This is a genomic window from Gordonia sp. SCSIO 19800 (assembly GCF_018132775.1).
In the GTDB taxonomy this organism is placed as follows: domain Bacteria; phylum Actinomycetota; class Actinomycetes; order Mycobacteriales; family Mycobacteriaceae; genus Gordonia; species Gordonia hongkongensis.
In genome coordinates, this window is sequence record NZ_JAGRQM010000001.1 from 25,865 (window position 1) to 47,325 (window position 21,461).

At 69.6% G+C, this 21,461-nt stretch carries 16 protein-coding genes and 1 tRNA gene; 6 read left to right on the forward strand and 11 right to left on the reverse strand.

The features are described from left to right. The first annotated feature begins 127 nt into the window (after window positions 1-127). On the forward strand, window positions 128-1,336 hold the full coding sequence (locus tag KB201_RS00135) for a sulfite reductase subunit alpha (protein WP_058252752.1): 1,209 nt from the start codon (window positions 128-130) through the stop codon (window positions 1,334-1,336). 1 nt (window position 1,337) lies between these two features. Further along, window positions 1,338-2,270: a heme transporter gene (locus tag KB201_RS00140; protein WP_058252751.1), complete on the forward strand. Its 933-nt coding sequence runs from the start codon at window positions 1,338-1,340 to the stop codon at window positions 2,268-2,270. 330 nt (window positions 2,271-2,600) lie between these two features. Here the strand turns inward: KB201_RS00140 and rho are convergent, their stop codons facing one another. The 6 genes from rho to argS all read right to left on the reverse strand — a co-directional run bounded on the left by rho (window position 2,601) and on the right by argS (window position 11,445). Continuing rightward, complete coding sequence (gene rho, locus KB201_RS00145; RefSeq protein ID WP_058252750.1) at window positions 2,601-4,670, reverse strand: transcription termination factor Rho; 2,070 nt, start codon at window positions 4,668-4,670, stop codon at window positions 2,601-2,603. A gap of 337 nt (window positions 4,671-5,007) precedes the next feature. Then, on the reverse strand, window positions 5,008-5,979 hold the full coding sequence (thrB, locus tag KB201_RS00150; RefSeq protein ID WP_058252749.1) for a homoserine kinase: 972 nt from the start codon (window positions 5,977-5,979) through the stop codon (window positions 5,008-5,010). After that, a complete protein-coding gene (gene thrC / locus KB201_RS00155; protein ID WP_058252748.1) occupies window positions 5,960-7,045 on the reverse strand; it encodes a threonine synthase in 1,086 nt (361 codons plus the stop codon). Before thrC ends, thrB begins: the two co-directional genes overlap by 20 nt. After that, complete coding sequence (locus KB201_RS00160) at window positions 7,038-8,378, reverse strand: homoserine dehydrogenase (protein ID WP_058252747.1); 1,341 nt, start codon at window positions 8,376-8,378, stop codon at window positions 7,038-7,040. Before KB201_RS00160 ends, thrC begins: the two co-directional genes overlap by 8 nt. Beyond that, window positions 8,375-9,796, reverse strand: a complete 1,422-nt coding sequence (gene lysA, locus KB201_RS00165) for a diaminopimelate decarboxylase (protein WP_058252746.1) — start codon at window positions 9,794-9,796, stop codon at window positions 8,375-8,377. The genes KB201_RS00160 and lysA overlap by 4 nt, the downstream gene beginning before the upstream one ends. After that, entirely contained in the window at window positions 9,793-11,445 is a 1,653-nt protein-coding gene (gene argS, locus KB201_RS00170) for an arginine--tRNA ligase (RefSeq protein WP_058252745.1), read from the reverse strand. Before argS ends, lysA begins: the two co-directional genes overlap by 4 nt. 150 nt (window positions 11,446-11,595) lie before the next feature. On the opposite strand from argS, the gene KB201_RS00175 reads away from it, so the two are divergent. The 3 genes from KB201_RS00175 to KB201_RS00185 all read left to right on the forward strand — a co-directional run bounded on the left by KB201_RS00175 (window position 11,596) and on the right by KB201_RS00185 (window position 13,894). Next, on the forward strand, window positions 11,596-12,414 hold the full coding sequence (locus KB201_RS00175) for a DUF3105 domain-containing protein (RefSeq protein ID WP_058252744.1): 819 nt from the start codon (window positions 11,596-11,598) through the stop codon (window positions 12,412-12,414). 76 nt (window positions 12,415-12,490) lie between these two features. Beyond that, on the forward strand, window positions 12,491-13,384 hold the full coding sequence (locus KB201_RS00180; protein ID WP_058252743.1) for a DUF305 domain-containing protein: 894 nt from the start codon (window positions 12,491-12,493) through the stop codon (window positions 13,382-13,384). A gap of 81 nt (window positions 13,385-13,465) precedes the next feature. Continuing rightward, a complete protein-coding gene (locus KB201_RS00185) occupies window positions 13,466-13,894 on the forward strand; it encodes a bifunctional 2-polyprenyl-6-hydroxyphenol methylase/3-demethylubiquinol 3-O-methyltransferase UbiG (RefSeq protein ID WP_058252742.1) in 429 nt (142 codons plus the stop codon). A gap of 14 nt (window positions 13,895-13,908) precedes the next feature. Here KB201_RS00185 and KB201_RS00190 read toward each other — a convergent pair whose 3' ends face one another. After that, window positions 13,909-14,781, reverse strand: a complete 873-nt coding sequence (locus KB201_RS00190) for an alpha/beta hydrolase (protein ID WP_058252771.1) — start codon at window positions 14,779-14,781, stop codon at window positions 13,909-13,911. Between the two features lie 157 nt (window positions 14,782-14,938). Here KB201_RS00190 and KB201_RS00195 point away from each other — a divergent pair, with 157 nt between their 5' ends. Beyond that, entirely contained in the window at window positions 14,939-15,307 is a 369-nt protein-coding gene (locus KB201_RS00195; protein WP_058252741.1) for a VOC family protein, read from the forward strand. A 157-nt stretch (window positions 15,308-15,464) separates the two neighbouring features. Here the strand turns inward: KB201_RS00195 and KB201_RS00200 are convergent. From KB201_RS00200 to KB201_RS00215, 4 genes are all read right to left on the reverse strand, one after another. After that, window positions 15,465-15,537: transfer RNA gene (locus KB201_RS00200), tRNA-Arg, on the reverse strand. Between the two features lie 55 nt (window positions 15,538-15,592). Next, the gene (locus KB201_RS00205; protein ID WP_211538099.1) at window positions 15,593-18,583 is read right to left on the reverse strand and encodes an AAA family ATPase; all 2,991 of its coding nucleotides are present in this window, start codon (window positions 18,581-18,583) and stop codon (window positions 15,593-15,595) included. Then, window positions 18,580-19,770: an exonuclease SbcCD subunit D gene (locus tag KB201_RS00210; RefSeq protein ID WP_058252739.1), complete on the reverse strand. Its 1,191-nt coding sequence runs from the start codon at window positions 19,768-19,770 to the stop codon at window positions 18,580-18,582. Before KB201_RS00210 ends, KB201_RS00205 begins: the two co-directional genes overlap by 4 nt. A gap of 50 nt (window positions 19,771-19,820) precedes the next feature. Beyond that, window positions 19,821-21,377, reverse strand: coding sequence for an MFS transporter (locus tag KB201_RS00215; RefSeq protein ID WP_058252738.1), 1,557 nt, complete (start codon window positions 21,375-21,377; stop codon window positions 19,821-19,823). Window positions 21,378-21,461 lie beyond the last annotated feature (84 nt).

Below are 21,461 nucleotides of genomic sequence, written 5' to 3' on the forward strand. Positions count from 1 at the left end.
CCCGCACTCCACTGCACGTGACGCAGATCGCGATCCTCGTAAGGGTTGCCTAAGTGTAGTACCGTGGCGTCGCCCGCCCTGTCGGCGGCACACGCTCCCCCGCACCCCGTCCCCGAAGGAATCCTCGATGTACGACGCCGCCTCCACCGGCAGCAGCCTCGCAGTCGACACCGCACGGACCTCCCCCGCCCGTCGTACCGGCAAGACGGCCCGATCGCCGTGGAACCGGCGCAATCCCTACCCGGCGACGGTCGTGCGGAACGAACTCCTCTCCGGTCCCGGATCGGCCAAGGAGGTCCGGCATCTCGAACTCGATCTCGGCGACAGCGGCATCACCTACGAGCCCGGCGACGGCATCGGCATCGCTCCGACGAACGATCCCGCGCTGGTCGATCTCCTGCTCGCCCGGCTGCGCGCGGTGGGCGACGAGATCATCGCCGACCGCAAGGCGACCTATACCCTGCGCGAGGCACTGACCAGCAGGTACGAGATCGGCGCGCCGTCGAAGTACCTCGTCCGGGTCGTCGCCGAACGCACCGGACACCCCGAACTCGCCCGACTTCTCGACGCCGGTGACCCGCAGGCACTCGACGCGTGGCTCCACGGCCTCGACGTCCTCGATCTGCTGGATCTGGACCCGACCTTCACCCCGACTCCCGAGGAACTGCTCGAGGAGTTGAGTCCCCTCGCGCACCGCGAGTACTCGATGTCGTCGAGCCCGCGGGTCCACGGCGACACCGTCCACATCACGATGGCCACGGTGCGCTACCGCGTCGCCGACCGGGATCGCGGAGGTGTGTGCTCCACCCACCTGGCCGACCGCTGCGCGCCCGGCGACACCGTGCCCGTCTTCATCTCCCCCAACAAGAAGTTCCGGCTGCCCGCCGACGACGTCTCGGCCATCATGATCGGCCCGGGCACCGGCATCGCCCCGTTCCGCGGTTTCCTGCATGAGCGGGCCGCGGCCGGCGCACCCGGCGGCAACTGGCTGTTCTTCGGTGACCAGCATCGCGGCCACGACTACCTCTATGCCGAGGAGCTCGACCGGTTCGTCACCGACGGGCTTCTCGACCGGCTCGACCTCGCCTTCTCCCGCGATCAGGAACACAAGATCTACGTCCAGGACCGGATGTGCGAACACGGCGGTGAGCTGTTCGCGTGGCTCGAGGCCGGCGCGCATCTGTACGTGTGCGGCGACGCCACGACGATGGCCGACGACGTCGACGCGGCGCTGCACGAGATCGTCGCCGAACACGGTGGTCTCGAGCCCGACCAGGCCGTGGCGTACGTCGATCGCCTGCGCGCGGAGAATCGCTACTCTCGCGACGTCTACTGAGATGACCCACTCCGCCGGGGACCATCCGCACGCCCGCAGCGATCTCGAGATCCTGCTGCGGACAGCCGGATTCGCGGAATCCTCGGTGAATCACGACGTCCCCGCGGTCGCCGCGCGCCTGCCCGGTCTGGCCCAGGTCGTCGGCGTCACCGTTGCCGGTCCGGTGATCATGAACGCGGTCGGAGTCCATGACCTCCCGACGGCCGTGGGCGGTCCGCTACGTGTCGACTCGCAGCAGATCGCACTGCGGCTCAACCCCTCTCGCTTGTCGTCGGCGTTGCTCAGCGATCCCGCCGCCCACGTTCCGCCGACCCTGCGACTGTTCGACCACCGCGGCAACACCGCTCACGCCACCTACCTGACGGAGAACTCCGACCGGCTGGCGTTCGAGGCGATGACCTGCACCGGCGCGGCCGCGGTCCTCGATGGGCCCTTCGTGGATTCGCCTGCGCCACAGTGCGTGGAGCCGTCCGCCTCGATCGACGACGATCAGGTCGCACAATTCGACGCGGTACTCACCGACGGAGGTGTCGCCCGCCTGGCGGCCCTCCCCCATCTCGACTGCGCGCGTACCGTCCGCGTCGAGACACGTGCGGTGATCGCCGCACTCGAGCACGCAGCGGGACTGGGGATGACCGTGACCTTCGCGACGGCGGCGCCGGGATGCATCCAGATGCGCCAGGACCGTCTCGACGGAGCCCGCGAGCATCGGGGCCAGATGGTGCTGGCATCCGGCAGCACCCGCGTGATGATCAACTTCGATCTCGTCGGCGAGTGCTGGGTGACGTGGCCCCGCGGGGTGTGGGACCGCTCGGGATCACTCGAGATCTACAGCCGCGGAGGCGAGTGCGCGCTGATCGTGACCCAGACCGGGGCCGTCGCACCGCCGAGTGCGCAGGCGTGGCAACACCTGGCGGCCGACCTCGCCGGCTGAGAGGGTACCGCGCGAGTCGCGCACCCGTACCGTCCCACTGCTTCTCCAAGCCGAGAGAACGACCTGCCCCCTGCTCCTGAGGAGCACCCGAAGCGTGCGGAGGGCGCGTCCAACCCCGCTCCCTGAGGAGCGCCCGGAGCTTGCGGAGGGCGCGTCCAACCCCGCTCCCTGAGGAGCGCCCGGAGCTTGCGGAGGGCGCGTCACGAAGGGTCTTCGCAACCCGTCGTCTCACCAGGACCCTTCGTGACGCTCGCAAGCTCGCTCCTCAGGGAGCGGGGATATGACGCTCGCGAGCTCGCTCCTCAGGGAGCGGGGATATGCCGGACGAACTCAGTCGTCGTTGTTCCCGCCCGGTGCGGTCTTCTGCACGGTCATCAGGAACTCGATGTTCGTCTTGGTCTTCTTGAGCTGACTGATCAGCAGGTCGATGGCCTGCTGCGAGTCGAGACCCGAGAGCACGCGACGCAGCTTGTGCACGATGGAGAATTCCTCCGGCGACAGCAGCAGCTCGTCCTTACGAGTACTCGACAGGTTGACGTCCACCGCCGGGAACACCCGGCGCTCGGAGATCTTGCGGTCGAGCTTGAGCTCGGCGTTGCCGGTGCCCTTGAACTCCTCGAAGATCACCGTGTCGCCGGTGGAGCCGGTCTCGACGAGCGCCGAGGCGATGATCGTCAGCGATCCGCCGTTCTCGATGTTGCGCGCCGCACCCAGGAACCGCTTCGGCGGGTACAGCGCGGTCGAATCGACACCACCGGACAGGATCCGACCCGACGCGGGCGACGCGTTGTTGTACGCACGACCCAGACGGGTGATCGAGTCCAGCAGCACCACAACGTCTTTCCCGCTCTCGACGAGTCGCTTGGCGCGCTCGATCGCGAGCTCGGACACCGAGGTGTGGTCTGACGGCGGCCGATCGAAGGTCGAGGCGATGACCTCACCCCGCACCGAACGCTGCATGTCCGTGACCTCCTCGGGACGCTCGTCGACGAGGACGACCATGAGGTGGCATTCGGGATTGTTGGTCGCGATCGCGTTGGCGATGTCCTGCAGGATCGTCGTCTTACCGGCCTTCGGCGGCGACACGATCAGGGCCCGCTGCCCCTTGCCGATCGGCATGATCAGATCGATCACACGGGTGTCGAGTCGTTCGGGGGTGGTCTCCAGCCGCAGGCGCTGGTTCGGGTACAGCGGCGTGAGCTTGTTGAACTCGGGGCGACGCTTGGCCGTCTCGACGTCTCCGCCGTTGACGGTGTCCAGCCGCACCAGCGGGTTGAACTTCTGGCGCTGGTTCTGCTGGTCGCCCTCGCGCGGCACCTTGACCGCACCGGTGATCGCGTCGCCGCGTCGAAGTCCGTTCTTGCGGACCAGGTTCATCGAGACGTAGACGTCGTTCGGACCGGCGAGGTACCCCGAGGTGCGCACGAAGGCGTAGTTGTCGAGCACGTCGAGGATGCCGGCGACGGGCTGCAACACGTCATCGTCGGACACCTGCGGCTCGTTCGGGGTGTCGCGATTCTGGCCGCGACGACGCTCACGGAACCGGCGACCCCGACGGCGACCGCCGCCCTCGCCGTCGTCGTCCTGACCACCGTCGCGGTTCTGGCCCCCGTCACGGTTCTGATTTCCGTCGCGGTTCTGGTTGCCGTCGCGGTTCTGCTTGTCGCGGTTCTGGCCCCCGTCGCGATTCTGGTTGTCGCGGTTCTGGTTGCGGTTGCGGCGAGTGCGCTGGTCGTTGCCGTCGGAGTCACCCGCGGCCTCGCCCGAGCCGTCACGGCCGCGGCGTCGCTCGCGTCCCGCACCGGTCTCCGACGAGTCGGTCTCGGAAGCGCTGCCACCCTTGGGTGCATCCCCGGCCTGGGCCTCGGACTTCACCGCGTCGGCGCCGTTCCTCGAGCCGTCGGCCTGGGTGGCAGCCGGGTTGTTCGTTGGTCCCGAAGCGTCGGCGTTCGCGGTCTCGGTGGACGACGCCTCGGCCGGTGCGTCGGCGGCAGCGGCCTTGCGGCCGGCGCCGCGCTGGGTGCGCGCGCCGCTCCGGGGGGCGTCGTTCTTCTCGGTCGAGTCCGCCCCGGCCGTTGCCGGGGAGTCGCCGATGGTCAGTTGGTCGTCGTTCGTCGCCGGCTTCGACGTGCCGGCCTTCGACCGGGCGGGAGCGCTCTTCGCGGCCGGGGCGTCGCCACCCGCCTGGCGCTCCTTGATCGCGGCGATCAGATCGCCCTTGCGCATCCCGGAGGTGCCCTTGATGCCGAGTTCACCGGCGACCGTCCGCAGTTCGCTGAGCACCATGCCGGACAGGCCGGTTCGTGCACGTGTCTTGGTGGCCGGTCGTCCCGAGTCGGGGCCGGCCGAACCCGCGGATTCCTGCTCGGCAGGTGCGGTGATCAGGTCCGTATCGGTCACGGAAGTCCTTTCGTTCCTCCCGCAGACGAGAACTGCGTGAGGTCTACGTTTCCCTGCTTCTGTGCGCTAGGGAGTCCGTCCGCGGTGGACGGTGAGAATGTGTGGTCCGCTGCGAGCGTGCCCGGAAACACCTGCGCTTCGGCACCGTCGACAGAGATCCATGACCCCGGCCCGGATACACAGCCGGTCATCTCCGATCGGTGAAGGATGAGAAGCGGCAGGACAAGCCTGCGCGGCTAGACCAGAATATGGTAACCCCGTTCGCATGATAGGGGCAACACGCCGGAAGCGCCAAATGAATGCGCATTCACTCCGGCGGTCGTGCGGACGACGCCGATCAGCCGACGGTGATCTCGACGCCGCCGGCGACGGCGACCGACCGGGCGTCGAATCCGAGGCCCTGCGCCAGCTGACGGATCTCGGCGGGCACCGGCGCCGTACCGAGCACCAGGACGGTCGGTCCCGCTCCGGACACGGTCGCGGCATGTCCACGCGCACGCAGCGCGCTGACCAGATCGTGCGTCGGCGCCATCGCCGACGCCCGGTACGGCTGGTGCAGCCGATCCTGGGACGCGGCCATGAGGTTGCGCGGATCGGTGGTCAGCGCGACGACGGCGAGGGCCGACCGGCTCAGGTTGAACACGGCGTCGGCGCGCGGGACCGAATCCGGGAGCAGTCCGCGGGTGAACGACGTCGACGACTCGGTGTCGGGCACGAAGACCGTTGCGTAGATGTCGGGGTGCACCGGGAGGCGGTGCGCGTGATACGAGGCGACGCCGTCGGCCGATTCGGTCCACGTGACGACCGCCGAGCCGAGCACGCTCGCGGCCGCGTTGTCGGGGTGGCCCTCGAATTCGCTGGACAGTTGTACCAGTTCGTCGGCCGAGAGCCCCGGACCGAGGCCGGCGGCCGAGATCAGGCCCGACGCGGCGGCGAGACCCGACACCGCGGCGGCGGCGGACGAACCCAGACCCCGCGAATGCGGGATCCGGTTGACGCAGCGCAATGTCAGACCGGGGGCCCGCAGCCCGGCGTGTGCCAGTCCGCGGGTGAGCGCCCGCACCACGAGGTGCGAGTCGTCGCGGGGCACGGCGTCGGCGCCCTCACCCTCGACCTCGAGGGTGACGCCATCCGGGACCGTCTCGACGATCACCTCGTCGTAGATTCCGAGAGCTATTCCGAGACAGTCGAATCCGGGCCCCAGATTGGCACTGGAGGCGGGCACGCGGACCCTCGTCGAGAGCCCTACCGGCACCGTTCCCGCGGCAGCCGCCGCGGACCCGGCCCCGTCAGCCGACACCGAGAGCATTCGCGACCGCCACCGGGTCCACCGGAATGGCCTCGACCGCCGGGATGCCCGCCAGCGCGGTGTCGGGGTCCTTCAGACCGTTGCCGGTGACCGTGCACACCACGGTCGAGCCCCGCTCGATCCAGCCGTCGGCACTCGCGGCGAGCAGACCCGCGACGCTGGCCGCCGACGCCGGCTCGACGAACACGCCCTCCTTGCCGGCGACGAGGCGGTAGGCCTCGAGCAGCTTCTCGTCGGTGGCCGCCAGGAACTGCCCGTTCGACTCGTGCTTCGCGGCGACGGCCTGGTTCCAGCTGGCCGGGGAGCCGATGCGGATGGCGGTGGCGACGGTCTCCGGGTCTTTCACCGGCGCACCGTTCACCAGCGGCGCGGCGCCGGCGGCCTGGACACCGAGCATGCGCGGCACCGACGACGAGACGCCGTCGGCGTGATACTCCTTGTAGCCCTTCCAGTACGCGGTGATGTTGCCCGCGTTGCCGACCGGCAGAGCGTGGACGTCGGGGGCACGGCCCAGCACGTCGACGATCTCGAAGGCGGCGGTCTTCTGACCCTCGATCCGCGCCGGGTTGACCGAGTTCACGAGTTCGATCTCGGTGAACTCGGCGGTCGCCTTGCGCGCGAGTTCGAGACAGTCGTCGAAGTTGCCCTCGACCTGGATGATCTTGGCGCCGTGCATGACCGCCTGAGCGAGCTTGCCCATCGCGATCTTGCCCTGCGGGATCAGGACGGCGCAGGTGATCCCGGCCCGGGTGGCGTATGCGGCGGCTGATGCCGAGGTGTTGCCCGTGGATGCGCACAGGACCGCGGTCTTGCCGTTGTTGACCGCGTTGCTGACGGCCATCGTCATGCCGCGGTCCTTGAACGAACCGGTGGGGTTGAGGCCCTCCACCTTGAGGTAGACCTCGCAGCCGGTCAGCGACGACAGATGCGGCGCACTGATCAGCGGGGTGCCACCCTCGAGCAGCGTGACGACCTTCCAGTCGTCGGCGACGGGCAACCGCGACCGGTAGGCCTCGATGAGGCCCGGCCACGCGCGGTGCACAGGCGTAGAAGTCGCTTCAGTCATCGGTACCTTCCAATCGCAACACACTCGACACCTTGATGACGGCGTCCATGTCTTCAAGCGCCGCAACACAATCCGATTGAGCTCGGTCGGGGGCGCGGTGGGTGACCAGGATCAGGCGGGCGTCGTCGCCCGCACCCTCCTGGCGCACCGCGGCGATGCTGACCGACCGCTTCGAGAACTCCCCCGCGACCTGCGCCAGCACGCCGGGCTTGTCGGCCACCCGCATCGAGACGTAATACCGCGTGAACACGTCGTCGATCGGGGCGACGGGCAGGGAGGCGTAGGTCGACTCGAGCGGTCCGCGCCCGCCGTGCACGCGGTTGCGGGCGGCCATGACCATGTCGCCGAGAACCGCGGATGCCGTCGGTGATCCCCCGGCACCCTGCCCGTAGAACATCAGCCGCCCGGCGTTCTCGGCTTCCACGACGACGGCGTTGAACGCGCCGTTCACGGTCGCCAGCGGGTGGGTCAGCGGAATCAGCGCGGGGTACACGCGCGCCGAGATCCGTTGCGCGCCATTGGCGTCGCGGACGCGCTCGCAGATCGAGAGCAGTTTGATCGTGCAGTCGAACTTCTTGGCCGCGACCAGGTCCGCGGACGTGACCGAGGAGATGCCCTCGCGGTGCACATCGGCCGCCGTGACCCGCGTGTGGAAGGCGATCGAGGCGAGGATCGCCGCCTTGGCCGCGGCGTCGTAGCCCTCGACGTCGGCCGTCGGATCGGCTTCGGCATATCCGAGGCGGCCGGCCTCGGCGAGGGTGTCGGCGTAGTCGGCGCCCGTCTCGTCCATCGCGGAGAGGATGAAGTTGGTGGTGCCGTTGACGATGCCGTTGACCCGCTCGACGGTGTCGCCGGCCAGCGACTGCATCAGCGGACGGATGACCGGGATGGCGCCGGCGACCGCGGCCTCGAAGTAGAGGTCCACCTTGGCATCTGCCGCGGCGGTCGCGAGTTCGCCGGTGTATTCGGCGAGGAGCGCCTTGTTCGCCGTCACCACCGACTTGCCGCTCTCGAGCGCCGACCGGATCAGACCGCGGGCCGGGTCGATGCCGCCCATCAACTCCACGACGATGTCGACGTCGTCGCGCGCGACGAGTGCCGCCGGGTCGTCGGTCAGGAGATCCTGCGCGATCTTGCGGGGACGGCCGAGATCCCGCACCGCGACGCCGCGGATCTCCACGGGAGCCCCGACGCGCGCCCGGAGGTCGTCGGCGTTGTCGGTGATGATGCGCACCACCTCGGCACCGACATTGCCCATGCCGAGCACCGCGACACCGATGGTGCGCGAGTCCGCATCGGTTGCGCCACTTGTGTTCTGCACGGATTCGGTCACAGGCCCACCTCCAGGCTGAGGAAGTCGTCGATGGTCTCCCGGCGCAGCAGTAGCCGGGCGTTCCCGTCGGCCACCGCCACCACGGGCGGTCTCATGGTCATGTTGTATCGGCTCGACATCGAGTAGCAGTAGGCACCGGTCGCCGCCACCGCGATCAGGTCGCCGGGGCCGAGATCCTCCGGCAGCCAACAGTCCTTGATCACGATGTCGCCGCTCTCGCAATGCTTTCCCACGACCCGGCACACCACCGCACGGGCCTCCGACACCCGGGACACGAGCCGCACGTCGTATTCGGCGTCGTAGAGAACGGTGCGGATGTTGTCGCTCATGCCGCCGTCGACGGAGACGTAGCGTCGTACGGCGCCGCCGCCGAGTGCGACGTCCTTCACGGTGCCGACGCGATACAGCGTGATCGTGCCGGGACCGGCGATGGCGCGGCCCGGTTCGACGGCGATGGTCGGCATGGGCAGCCCGAGTGCTGCCGACTCCCGCTCGACGATCGCCGCGAGCGTCTCCGCCACCTTCTGCACCGGCAGCGGACGCTCGTCGGGGAGGTACGAGATCCCCAGTCCGCCACCGAGATCGACGACCGACATCTGCGCGGTCTTCTCGACACCGAACTCGCCGACGACGTCGCGGAGCAGTCCGAGCACCCGGTGGGCGGCCAGCTCGAATCCGTCCATGTCGAAGATCTGCGACCCGATGTGGCTGTGCAGACCCACAAGCCTGAGGTTGTCGGTCGCGAAGACCCGCCGGATGGCTTCCATCGCGATCCCACCGGCGAGCGAGAATCCGAACTTCTGGTCCTCGTGTGCGGTCGAGATGAACTCGTGGGTGTGCGCTTCGACACCGACGGTCACGCGCACCAGCACGTCGGCGACGACACCGCGTTCGCCGGCGATCGCGTCGAGCCGATCGATCTCGATCATCGAGTCGAGGACGACGTGCCCGATTCCGGCATCGACCGCAGCGCGCAGCTCGTCGACGCTCTTGTTGTTGCCGTGCAATGCGATTCGCTCCGGCGGGAAACCGGCGCGCAGTGCGATGGCGAGTTCACCACCGCTGCAGACGTCCAGGGACAGCCCCTCGTCGTCGACCCAGCGCGCGATCTCGGTGCTCAGGAACGCCTTCGACGCATAGTGCACTCGCCCGTACGGGCCGAACGCCGCCATCATGTCCCGGCAGCGCGACCGGAAGTCGGCCTCGTCCACGACGAACGCCGGCGTCCCGAACTCTTCGGCGAGCTGACTCACCGGCACGCCGGCCAACCGCAGCTCGCCCGATTCGTCGCGGGATGCGTTGCGTGGCCACACCTGTGCGGGGATGGCGGCGAGCACGGCCGGGTCGTTCGGACGCTCGGCGAGATGGGGCGCGGCCAGCAGTTCGGCGTGCCGGGGGCCGGCGGGGTGGGCGTTCACATCTGCTCCGGCGCGGTGACGCCGACGAGACCCAGCCCATTGGCCAGGACCTGACGGGTGGCCTCGCACAGGGCGAGCCGGGCCCGGTGGATGTCCGCCGGTTTTTCGTCACCCTGCGGCAGGACACGGCACTTGGCATAGAACCGGTGGTAGGTGCCGGCGAGGACCTCGAGGTAGCGACAGACCCGGTGCGGCTCGCGCAACGTGGCGGCGGTCGCGACGACATCGTCGAAATCGCCGATGGTGCGGATCAATTCGCCCTCGGCGGGATCGTCGAGCAGGTCGAGATGGTCCAGCGACGACACGACCCCGAGGTCAGCGGCGTTGCGGGCCAGTGCGGACATCCGCGCGTGGGCGTACTGCACGTAGTACACCGGGTTGTCGTTGGACTGTTTGGTGAGCAGGTCGAGATCGATGTCGATGTTGACGTCGACCGACGAGCGGATCAGCGAATAGCGCGCGCCGTCGACGCCGACCGCGTCGACGAGGTCGTCGAGCGTGATGACCGTGCCGGCACGCTTGCTCATACGGACCGGCGTGCCGTCGCGCACGAGGTTGACCATCTGGCCGATCAGCACCTCGACGGTGGCCGGGTCGTCGCCGAGCGCCGCCGCCGCGGCCTTGAGCCGGCTGATGTACCCGTGGTGATCGGCGCCGAGCATGTAGATGCAGAGGTTGAAGCCGCGGTTGCGCTTGTCACGGTAGTAGGCGATGTCGCCCGCGATGTAGGCGGCGTTGCCGTCGCTCTTGAGGACCACACGGTCCTTGTCGTCACCGAACTCGGTGGACCGCAGCCACCACGCGCCGTCCTTCTCGTACAGGTTGCCGTTGGCCTTGAGCTCGCCGATGCACTCGTCGACGAGGCCGGTGGCGAACATCTTGTCCTCATGGGTGAAGACGTCGAAGTCGGTGCCGAAGTCGTGGAGGCTCTGCTTGATGTGGGTGAACATCAGGTCCACCCCGACCGAACGGAACGTCTCGAGGCGGTCGGCGTCGGGCTGCGACAGCACCTCGGGGACCGTCTCGACGACCTTCGCGGCGATGTCGGCGATGTAATCGCCCGCGTAGCCGTCCTCCGGGGTCGGGTTGCCCAGTGCCGCGGCCTCCAGCGACCGGGCGAACCGGTCGATCTGGGCACCGTGGTCGTTGAAGTAGTACTCGCGCGTGACCGCACCACCGCGAGCGGCCAGCACGCGGCCGAGCGCGTCGCCGACGGCCGCCCAGCGGGTACCGCCCAGGTGGATCGGCCCGGTCGGATTGGCCGACACGAATTCGAGGTTGATGACCGAGCCGGCGAGTTCGTTTCCGCGGCCGTAGTCCGCACCCCGGGCCAGCACCGCCGCGACGACGGTGTTCTGCGCGGCGGCCCCGAGCCAGAGGTTCACGAACCCGGGACCGGCGATCTCGGCCTTCGCGACACCCTCGGCCGCGGCGAACGCCTCCGCGAGCCAGCCGGCGAGTTCCCGCGGGTTCACGCCGAGCCGCTTGCCCATCTGCAGGGCGACGTTGGTGGAATAGTCGCCGTGGTCAGCGTGACGGGGGCGCTCGACGACGATGGAGTCGGGCACCAGGTTCTCGTCCAGTCCGCGGTCGCGGACCACGGTCAGGGTCACGTCGCGCAGCAGCGCGGCCAGGTCGGCGGGAGTCACAGGACACCATCCTATTGGCCGCGGCCACTACACCGACAATCGCACCCTGCTCCACCCATCGGGCCCACCAGTACACTCGTGTGCGCCGAGCGCGGGCCGGGTCTCCCGCGGGTCCGCTCGGCCACCGCAGTCGGATGAGGAAAGAAGTCAATGGCGCGCAAACCAGGGGCCAACGTCCCCAAGTCCCGCAAGCGAGCAGGATCCGTTCCCTCGGCGACGGGACGTCAGGTCGACTGGATGCTGATCGGCGCCGTCGTGGTGGTCATCGGCCTCATCGCCGGACTCGCGATCTACCTCGTCCCCAAGTTCAACGAGCGGCGGGCCGAACAGAAGGACGACTTCGCCGTGGAAACGGTGTCCGAGTTCGTGCCCTCACCGCAGAATCCCGATCCGTCGGCGAACATCCCGGGTGTCACGAAGCGCTACTACGAGGCCGCGCGGCACGTCACCGCGACCCAGCGTGTCGCCTACGACCAGTCGCCTCCGTTCGGCGGACCGCACGACGAGATCTGGGCGACCTGCACCGGCGTCGTCTACCCGAACCCGCTGCGGTCGGAGAACGCCGTCCACGCCCTCGAACACGGCGCGGTCTGGATCACCTACAACCCGGACACGATCTCACCGGAGGACCTCGACTACCTCAAGCAGCTCGTCCGCGGTGAGCAGTACCTGTTCCTCTCGCCCTACCCCGGACTCGACCAGCCGGTGTCGCTGCAGAGCTGGGGACACCAGCTCAAGCTCGAATCCGCCCGCGATCCGCGCGTCAACCAGTTCATCACCGCGCTACGCCGCAACATGATGCCCGGGGTCTACCCGGAGAACCCGCAGACCGCCGCGTACCCCGAGACCCAGGCCACCTGTACCGCCATCCCCGGGTTCGATCCGTCGAACCCCCCGCCGGCCGACGAGGGTGAGCCCGGCCCCGACGCCGTCCCGATGGATGGCGGCAACCAGCAGCCCGCGGGCTGACGCGGGTTCCCACCCGACCAGCAGACCAGGTAACGGACCGGGCCGCACGCCCCGACGAGATCGGCGAGGACCAGCGATGACCGACAACAGCGACCGGCCCGAATCGCGGGACGGGACAACGACTCCCGAGGGTCCGGACGACACGGCCGAGCCGTCGTCGCGCCCACGGATCCTGCTCGCCCTGGGCGGCGCCGCACTCCTCCTGTTCGGTCTCGGCCTGGGACTGCTGATCCAGGCGAGCCTCGCCGACGACTCCACCGGCGACGATTCCCCGGCTGCGAACTCGGCGGCCGTCGGCTTTGCGCAGGACATGACCCGCCACCACGAGCAGGGTGTGGAACTGGCCGCCATCGAACTCGAACACGGCACCGACCCCGAGGTGCGGAGCATGGCGTTCGACATCCTCACCGCCCAGAGCAATGAGATCGGCCAGATGCAGTCGTGGCTGACGCGGTGGGGTCAGCCCGTCACCAACCCCGGCGCGACCATGGCGTGGATGGGCCACGGCGGTTCCGAGACTAACGGGCACGACCACTCCGATCCCGCGGATCACACAGCCGGCGGTCACGATCACGGCCACGGTGGCGACGGCAGTTCGGACCACGGGGACATGGACCACGGAGACATGGACCACGGGGACATGTCCGCACCCGCCTCCGGCGCACCAGCGGCGGGTGCCGCGGAATCCGACGCCGAACAGCCGCCGATGCCCGGGATGGCGACGTCGGCGGAGATGCAACAGTTCCGTGCGATGCGGGGTCCCGAGGTCGACATCCGGTTCCTCCAGCTGATGCTGCGTCACCACGAGGGCGGTCTGCACATGATGGAGTACGCCGCCGACCCGGCGAACGTCGAGCAGGCCTATGTCCGCGACCTGGCGTCGAGCATGAAACGGACCCAGGACAAGGAGATCGCCATCATCACCCAGATGCTGGCCCTGCGTGGCGCACAACCACTTCCGCTGAACTGAGCGCCCCGCACGGCGGGCACGCCGGTGAGGTGAGCAAGTTCGGTCGGGCCACGCGGCTCTCCAAACGGCGATGATGGCGGCATGCTCTCACCACGCCTCGCTGCCGCGGTCGCCGCGTTGCCACTGGCCCCTGGTCTGCGAGTCCTCGAGATCGGCTGCGGGCCCGGGCCGGCAGCACGCGAGGTGGCGCAGCGGGTGGGACCCGACGGCTTCGTACTCGGCATCGATCGGTCGCCTCAGGCCGTGAACGCCGCCCGCCGGGCCGCGATCGCCGGCGGCTTCGGTCCGGACCGACTCGACTTCGACTGCAGCGCCATCGAGGACTTCGATCTCGGCACGCGCATCCCGTTCGACGTGGCGTTCGCTCTGCGCGTCGGCGCACTCGACGGGCGACACCCCGATCTCTACGACGCGGCCGTGGGGGCCGTGGCCCGGGCGCTGCGTCCGGGCGGAGTGCTGCTTGTCGACGGCGGTGATCCGTTGCGGCGCATCGAGTTGCCAATGGGTTGAGGTGACCGGTCGGCTCAGTCGTGCGCGAGAGCGCGTCTGACGGCCTCACACTGACGGCCGAAGAAATCCTGCGCGATCGACGTTCGGGGCGCGACGATGTCGAAACCGTGAAAAGCGCCGGGCACCACGTCCACCTGGCAGTCGACCCCTGCCGCGCGCAGCCGCTCGGCGTAGTCGCGGTCTTCGGTGGCGAACAGGTCCAGGGTGCCGACCCCGATCCACGCGGCCGGCAATCCCGCGAGGTCGGTACGCCGCGCCGGGACGGCCTCCTGTGTGTCCGCACCACCGAGATAACTGGACCACCCGAAGGCGTTGGCCGAGGCGTTCCAGAGGCGGTGGTGCGGATCGGGCTCGCGCGTGCGGTCGTCGAGCATCGGGTAGGTCAACAGCTGCAATCGCAACCCCACCCCTTCATCGCGTGCGCGAAAGGCAAGTGCCGCAGCGAGTCCCCCACCGGCGCTGTTGCCGCCGATCGCGATGCGGGTCGTGTCGATGTCCGGCTGGCCGGTCATCCACCGCAGCGCGTCGAAACAGTCCTCGATGGCCGCCGGGTACGGATGTTCCGGGGCCAGGCGGTAGTCCACGGAGACCACCTCGATGCCGACACGTTCGGCCATCGCCCGCGCCCAGCGATCGTCCTGGGCGGCACTGCCCGTGATGTAACCGCCCCCATGGATCCACAGCAGCGCGGGCAGGCGACCTGAGGAGTGCGCCGGACGGAACACCCGAACCTCGACGCCGCTGGGTGTCGTCGCGGTGGTGACCGGCGCCCGTCCGTTGCGTACCCGGTAGAGCCGACGGACGACGGGGAGCGTGCGCCGGGACACGAGTTGTGCGGGCGCGATCAGCGCCACCCGGCGCAGGTCGGGCGCAAAGTCGTTCCGGATTCTCCAGCGGTTCAGCACAGGTGGAGACTATTCGCCCGATGTCACCCACGCGCGGGATTGTCGCGATTTGCTCACGACTGTGGCATGCTGCTGCCCAGCGTCGCGTGCCGGTGGCGGACCGCGTCCGGCATGGAGGCGCCAGGACGAAAGTTTCGTCATGCCAGTCAGTTTCAATCACATCATCATCGGTGCGCACGATCCGCAGGAATCCGCCGACTTCTACCTCGACGTACTCGGGGCTCGGCCCGCCCCCGGCTGGGGCCCGTTCGTCAACATCCTCCTCGACGACGACACGCTGCTGCAGCTCGCACCGGCGCCGGTCGCCGAGCCCATCCACATGGCGTTCCTGATGGACGACATCGAGTTCGACCGCGGTTACGACGCACTTCGTCGTAGGGGCGTCGACCACTGGGCCGATCCGCAGATGCGTCGCCCGAACGAGATCTCGACCGAGGAGGGCCGGCGGGTGTACTTCAAGGACCCGTCGGGCCAGTTGCTCGAAATGCTCACCGAGCCGTACGTGTGACGCCAACGCAAGAACGCCACACGAGGACCTCTGCGCCGGTTGTCACCGGCACTTCTGATCGCGAGTGGCGCTTCTGCGGCAATGGTGCGCCCGCGCGAATCTCTTTCCAACTACACAGTGGGCGCACACCAGGCGGAGGCTGGCATGGATGTCACAGTGCCCCCGATAGGATTCGAACCTATGGCCTTCTGCTCCGGAGGCAGACGCTCTATCCCCTGAGCTACGGGGGCTCATCGGGCGGGACTCAGCCTAGCGCACCGATCCGTCGACATCCCAATCGGCAGCTCAGGACACGCCGAGCGGGCTCTGCACTCGGACCGACGACCCGTGCTCGCCGCGGAGGACGTGCAGCTGGGCAGGGATTCGGGCCCGGAGTTCGTCAACGTGACTCACCACGCCGACGACACGCCCGCCGGCCCGCAAGTCATCCAGGACCCCCATGACGAGGTCGAGCGCCTCGGGATCGAGGGTGCCGAATCCCTCGTCGATGAAGATGGTGTCGAGCACGCGGCCGCCCGACTCCGCGGAGACGACATCGGCGAGTCCGAGTGCGAGGGCAAGCGATGCGAAGAAGGTCTCGCCGCCGGACAGCGTCGTCGTCGGGCGGAGCGCGCCGGTGTACTCGTCGCGGACCTCGATACCGAGGCCGCCACGCCGGCCCCGCACACCCGCGGCGTCGGTGTGGACGAACTCATAACGCCCCGAGGACATCTCGCGGAGACGCCCCGACGCGGCGACGAGGACCTCGTCGAGACGCGCGGCCAGCACGTAGGACCGCAGCGACATCCGGCGCGCGTTCTGTCCGCGCCCGCTGACCAATTCGGCGAGTCCCTGGAGTTCGGCGTGGCGTGCCTGCAGAGGCGCCAGGGCGTCGATGGCCTCCCAGAAGTGGGTGACGTACTCCTGGAGGTCGGCCGCCTGCCGGCCGGCCACGGCGTGTTCCTTCGCGGCGGTGTCCAGGCGGCGGCGGGCGGCATCACGGTCTGCGGTGAGCTGTTCGACATCCGGCTCCGGAGCCGACATCGCGGCGCGCACATCCTCGTCGGCGAGGGTCTCCTCGGCAGCGGCGCGCAGACTGGCGGCCTCCTGCAGCAACGTGTCCCACGCCGCGATCTGCTTGTCCGGGGCGAATGCCGCTCGGACGGCGGCGACATCGTCGAACCCGGCGTCGGCACACGCCGCGGACAATCGATCGGTCGCCTCGGCGACCCGGTCCCGCGCTCGCGCAGCTTCTTGCCGGGCGTTCCGGTGACGACGTGTGCGACGGACCAGCTCGGCGAGTTCACGGCGCCGCTCGGCGACCCCGCCGCGTCCGCCGGTTGCCTCCCGGACGGCCTCATCGAGCTCGGTGAGGTTCTGCCGCAACGCGGTCACCCGCTCGCGACGGGCGGACTGGGCCGACTCGTCGTCGGCGAGGGTGGTGCGCCACCCATCGACCTCGGCGTCGATCCGATCGACCGCCGTCTGCAGCGCGGGTAGTCGCGACGCGGCACGTTCCGCGGCAGCCAGTTCGGCGCCCACCCGGGCGAGGTCGGCGTCGACGGCGTCGGAACGAGCACCACCGATCACGGCGTCGAGATGCGTACGGCGTTCGACGAGAGCCGCCACCGCGGATTGCGCGATGGCCTTGATCGCGCTCGCCCGCTCCTCGGCGGCCGCTGCCGCGTCTTCGTAGGCTGTGACCTCGGACGCCGGGGCGTCGCCGTCGTCGGTGGCCGGTCGAGGGTGCGTCTCTGAACCACACACGACGCAGGGTTCACCCTCGACGAGCCCGCCCGCCAGTTCCACTGCCATCCCGGCGAGGCGACGCTCGCGGGCGTCGAGCACGCGCTCCCGCGCAGCGGCATGGGCGTCGCGGGCGTCGAGCAACTCCTTCTCCGCGGTCGCGAGCCGGACCAGCACCTCGTCCCGGTCGGTGAGTGCGTCGCGTACGCGGCGGAGTGCGTCGCGCTCGGCCCGGAGTTTCGGGCCCTGCATCCGCAACTCCCCCGCTTCCGCCAGTGCGGCGACGGCCTCGGCGCGACGGCCCGGCGCGGCGTCGAGCAGGGTCCGGGTCTGGGCAGTGCGGCGGTCCGCCTCGACGATGGCCGAGTCCAGGGTCTGGATCTCGGCGACCAGAGCCGGCCGCTGCGCGACGCGTTCGGCGAGGGGCTCCCACCGCCCCGACTCCTCGGTCCAGCGGTCGATCGCCGCATCCAGGCGTGCGTCGAGATCCTCGTCTGACCCGCCGGCGCACAGCGACTCACCCTCCGGCAGCGCGCACAGCTCTGCGTGCGCACGCGTAACGGCCTGCTCGGCGACCGTGAGTTCGCGGGTGACACGGTCGGCGTCGTCGGCGAGCGGCACGATGGGCGCCGCCTGCAGGGCCTGCCGACGAGCCTGCGCCGCCGCGCTCAGAGCGGCTTCGCCGTCCGCGAGCCGTGCGAGTCGCTCGGTGGCCGCACGCCCCCGGCGACGCAGCTCGGCGAGCCGGCTCCCGCTCTCGTACGCGGCCTGCGTCTGGTCGGCCGCGGCCTGCGCCGCACCTGACTCGAGGCGCGTGCGCTCCGCGGCGGTGCGCGCACGCTCGAGACATTCCTGCGCCCAGTCGAAGTCGGGTTCGGCGGTCGGTTCGACCCCGCCCACCGCCACGATCTGACCGGCGACCCGCTCGAGCACGGCGGTCTGTTCGGTCAGCTTCGCCGCGCTCTCCCGCGCCCGGTCACGCAACCACTCCTCGAGGTCACCGAACCGCTCAGTGTCGAACAACCGCTCCAGCAACGCTTCCCGCTCATCGGAGTGCGCGCGCAGGAATCGGGCGAAGTCGCCCTGCGGCAGCAGGACCACCTGGAAGAACTGATCGGCACTCATCCCGAGCAGCCGGACCACGGCGTCGCCGATCTCGGGGATGCGGGTCAGGTCGGGCCCGGATCCGTCGACCCACACGAGAGTCGCCCGGGCATTCACCTTGCGGGTGCCGTCGCCGCGCTTCTTGGGTCGTTCGTGCTCGGGCGACCGCGTGATCCGGAGTCGGCGGGACGCGATCGTCGCCTCGAGTTCGACCTCCGGGACATCCTCGGCCGCAGCGTGATCCGAGTGCAGGCGCCGGTTGGTGTCGCGCACGCCCGGTACCCGGCCGAACAGCGCGAAGGCGACCGCGTCGAGGACCGTGGTCTTGCCGGCGCCGGTCTGGCCGTGCAGCAGGAACAGTCCGTCACCGCCGAGGTCGTCGAAGTCGACCGTGATCTCGTCGGCGAACGGACCGAAGGCCCGGACGCGCAGACGGTGCAGCCTCATGCGGACTCCGCGACGATCGCCTCGATGTCGAACAGGGTCAGTTCGGCCGCGTCGGACTCGGGTTCACCGACCACGGCGCGGAGTGCGCGTTCGAGGAGCACCCGCTCCCCCTTGGTCGGCTCGTCGCGCACGTCGGAGATGAACGACGCGATGATCTCGGCGTCGGTCCGGCCGCGCACGCGGGAACGGTAGTCGACGCCGGAGCCGGAATGCGGCCGCTCCCACTGCACATGGACCGCGAACGGGAACCGCTCGCGCAGCCGACGCATCGCGTCAGTCGGGCGGACCGGGTCGGTCAGCGTCACCTCGACGTAGTGGTCCTGCGCCGCGGCGTACCGTTCGTCGGTCAGCAGGTCGCCGAGAACGCCGGTGAGAGAGCTCAGTTCGCGGACGACGGGCAGCTCGTGTGCGCGGACCTCGGCGACGCCGTCGGCGTCGAGCTCCACCACCAGCGCCGCCTTCCGGTGGGTTCGCTCACCGAAGGAGTACGGCAGCAGCGAACCGCTGTACCGGACCGTGTCGGTGACACGTTGCGGCGAGTGCAGATGCCCGAGGGCGACGTAGTCGGCGCCCGAGAACGTCTCGGCGGGAACCGTTTCCACCCCGCCGACACTGATCGAGCGCTCCGAACCGGAGGCCGCGGCCCCGCTGACGAAGGCGTGGGCGACGACCACGGACCGAACCCGGCGCGCAGCCAGATCGGTGCGGACGCGAGTCATGGCGGCGTCGAGGACAGCGGTGTGCCCGCCGATCGACTCGACGCCGAGGTGGCGTCGCGCGGTGTCGGGTTCGAGATAGGGAATGCCGTAGAACGCGACGTCTCCGTGGGCGTCCGACAGGATGACCGGACGGTCGATGTCGGCGATCGAGGTCCGCAGATGCAGGCCACCGGCGGCGGCGAATCCCGACCCCGCACCGAGGCGAGTGGGCGAGTCGTGATTGCCCGAGGTGACGACGATCTGTGCTCCCGCAGCGGCGATCTCGGCCAGGCCCTCGTCGTACACGCGGACCGCGTCGGCGGACGGGACGGACCGGTCGTACACGTCACCGGCGACGATGACGGCGTCGGCCGACTCCGCGTCGACCAGTGCGGCCAGATGCGACAGTGCGCGACGCTGGTCGGCGAGCAGCTCGACCCCGTGGAACGTCCGGCCCAGGTGCCAGTCGGAGGTGTGCACGATCCGCATGGGCGCAACCTTACGGTCGGGTGCCGACAGATCGTGGGACGCGCGCTCGCCTACGCCGTCGACCCCGGCACCGAGTCGGACCGACCGGCGTCGGCGCCCACCGCGTGCGGGTCGACGACCTGCGGTGGGACCGTCTGATGCGCGGGCCGGACGAAGAAGAAGGTCGCCACGACGCCGATCAGCAGCGCGGCCGCGGGCAGGTAGAGAGACTGCCCCATGGCGGTCGCGAACCCCTCGCGCAGGAACTCCGGCAGTTGCCCGGCCGCACCGTCCTGGGCGTTCTCGGCGTCGACGCCGGGCAGCTCGGCCGCCAGCCGGGTCTGCAGGAGCGCTCCGATCATGGCGGAGCCGAGGACCGAACCGATGACCCGCAGGGTGTTGTAGACGCCGGCCCCGGCCCCGGCCTGATGCCACGGCAGATTGCGGGTGGCGGTCGCGGCCAGCGGCGCCCAGATACCGGCCGAGGCCACGCCCATCAGGCACAACGGAATCACGATCAACCAGACCGGGGTCTCCGGGCGGGCGACGAAGCCCAGCCACGCGATGGCGATCGCGTTCAGCAGCAGTGCCGAGGACACGATCGTGCGTGGGTGGACGCGATCGACCACCCGGCCCACGATCGGAGCCAGGACACCGGTCAGCACCGCCATCGGCACCAGGACGACCGCCGACTCCGTCGGCGACATCCCACCGACGAGCTGGAGGAAGAACGTCAGGGGGATCATCATCGCCGACACCGCGAAGCCCATCGACGCGATGCCGATGGTCGACAGCGAGAAGTTGCGGTCGCGGAACAACGACAACGGGACCAGGGGCTCGGTGCGGATGCGGGACTGCCAGTAGACGAAGACCCCCAGGACGGCGACCCCGCCGACGATGAGCAGCCAGATCCAGGTGTCCCAGTCGAAGGTCTCCCCCTCCTGGATGCCGAAGACCAACGCGGACAGACCCACCGCGGAGAGACCGACACCGATCCAGTCGAACTGGTGGTCGTTGGTGCTGACCCGCGGGACGAGAACGGCCGCGAGGACGAGACCGGCGAGGCCGACGGGCAGGTTGATGAAGAAGATCCACTCCCAGCCGAACGCGTCGGTCAGCACGCCGCCGAGCAGCGGACCGACGAGGGTCGCCACCCCGGCGACCGTGCCCCACACGCCCATTGCGGCGCCGCGCTTCTCGGCCGGGAAGATGCGAGTGATCAGCGCCATCGTCTGCGGGGTGATGAGGGCGGCGCCGACACCCTGCAGACCGCGGGCCGCGATCAGCTCACCGATCGACGACGACAGGCCGCACCAGAGGCTGGCCGCGGTGAAGACCGCGAGACCGAGCTGGTACATCGTCTTGGGGCCGAACTTGTCGCCCAGGCGACCGGTGATCAGCAGCGGCACCGCGTAGGTGAGCAGGTACGCACTGGTGACCCAGACGACGCCGTTGACGTTCGTGTCGAGGTCGGCCTGGATACGCGGCTGGGCCACGGCCACGATCGTCATGTCGACGAGGATCATGAAGAAGCCCACGCAGAGCGCCAGCATCGCGGCCCACGGGCGGCCGGTGACCATCTCGTCGGTGCCCGCGTTCTGGCCGCGGGCGGCGTCGCTCGACTGCATTTCCTCGATGCTAGTGGTGTGTCTCGGAAAGAGGTGGCCGGTCTCCGGTGGAGCGATCGGTGAGCTGGCAAGGCGGAGGAGGGA

Bases quoted from the DNA above. Each gene is read 5' to 3' on its own strand.
- KB201_RS00135 (WP_058252752.1), top strand. From the start codon at position 128: ATGTACGACGCCGCCTCCACCGGCAGCAGCCTCGCAGTCGACACCGCA.
- KB201_RS00140 (WP_058252751.1), top strand. From the start codon at position 1,338: ATGACCCACTCCGCCGGGGACCATCCGCACGCCCGCAGCGATCTCGAG.
- thrB (WP_058252749.1), bottom strand. From the start codon at position 5,979: ATGCTCTCGGTGTCGGCTGACGGGGCCGGGTCCGCGGCGGCTGCCGCG.
- thrC (WP_058252748.1), bottom strand. From the start codon at position 7,045: ATGACTGAAGCGACTTCTACGCCTGTGCACCGCGCGTGGCCGGGCCTC.
- KB201_RS00175 (WP_058252744.1), top strand. From the start codon at position 11,596: ATGGCGCGCAAACCAGGGGCCAACGTCCCCAAGTCCCGCAAGCGAGCA.
- KB201_RS00180 (WP_058252743.1), top strand. From the start codon at position 12,491: ATGACCGACAACAGCGACCGGCCCGAATCGCGGGACGGGACAACGACT.
- KB201_RS00185 (WP_058252742.1), top strand. From the start codon at position 13,466: ATGCTCTCACCACGCCTCGCTGCCGCGGTCGCCGCGTTGCCACTGGCC.
- KB201_RS00195 (WP_058252741.1), top strand. From the start codon at position 14,939: ATGCCAGTCAGTTTCAATCACATCATCATCGGTGCGCACGATCCGCAG.
- KB201_RS00205 (WP_211538099.1), bottom strand. From the start codon at position 18,583: ATGAGGCTGCACCGTCTGCGCGTCCGGGCCTTCGGTCCGTTCGCCGAC.
- KB201_RS00210 (WP_058252739.1), bottom strand. From the start codon at position 19,770: ATGCGGATCGTGCACACCTCCGACTGGCACCTGGGCCGGACGTTCCAC.
- KB201_RS00215 (WP_058252738.1), bottom strand. From the start codon at position 21,377: ATGCAGTCGAGCGACGCCGCCCGCGGCCAGAACGCGGGCACCGACGAG.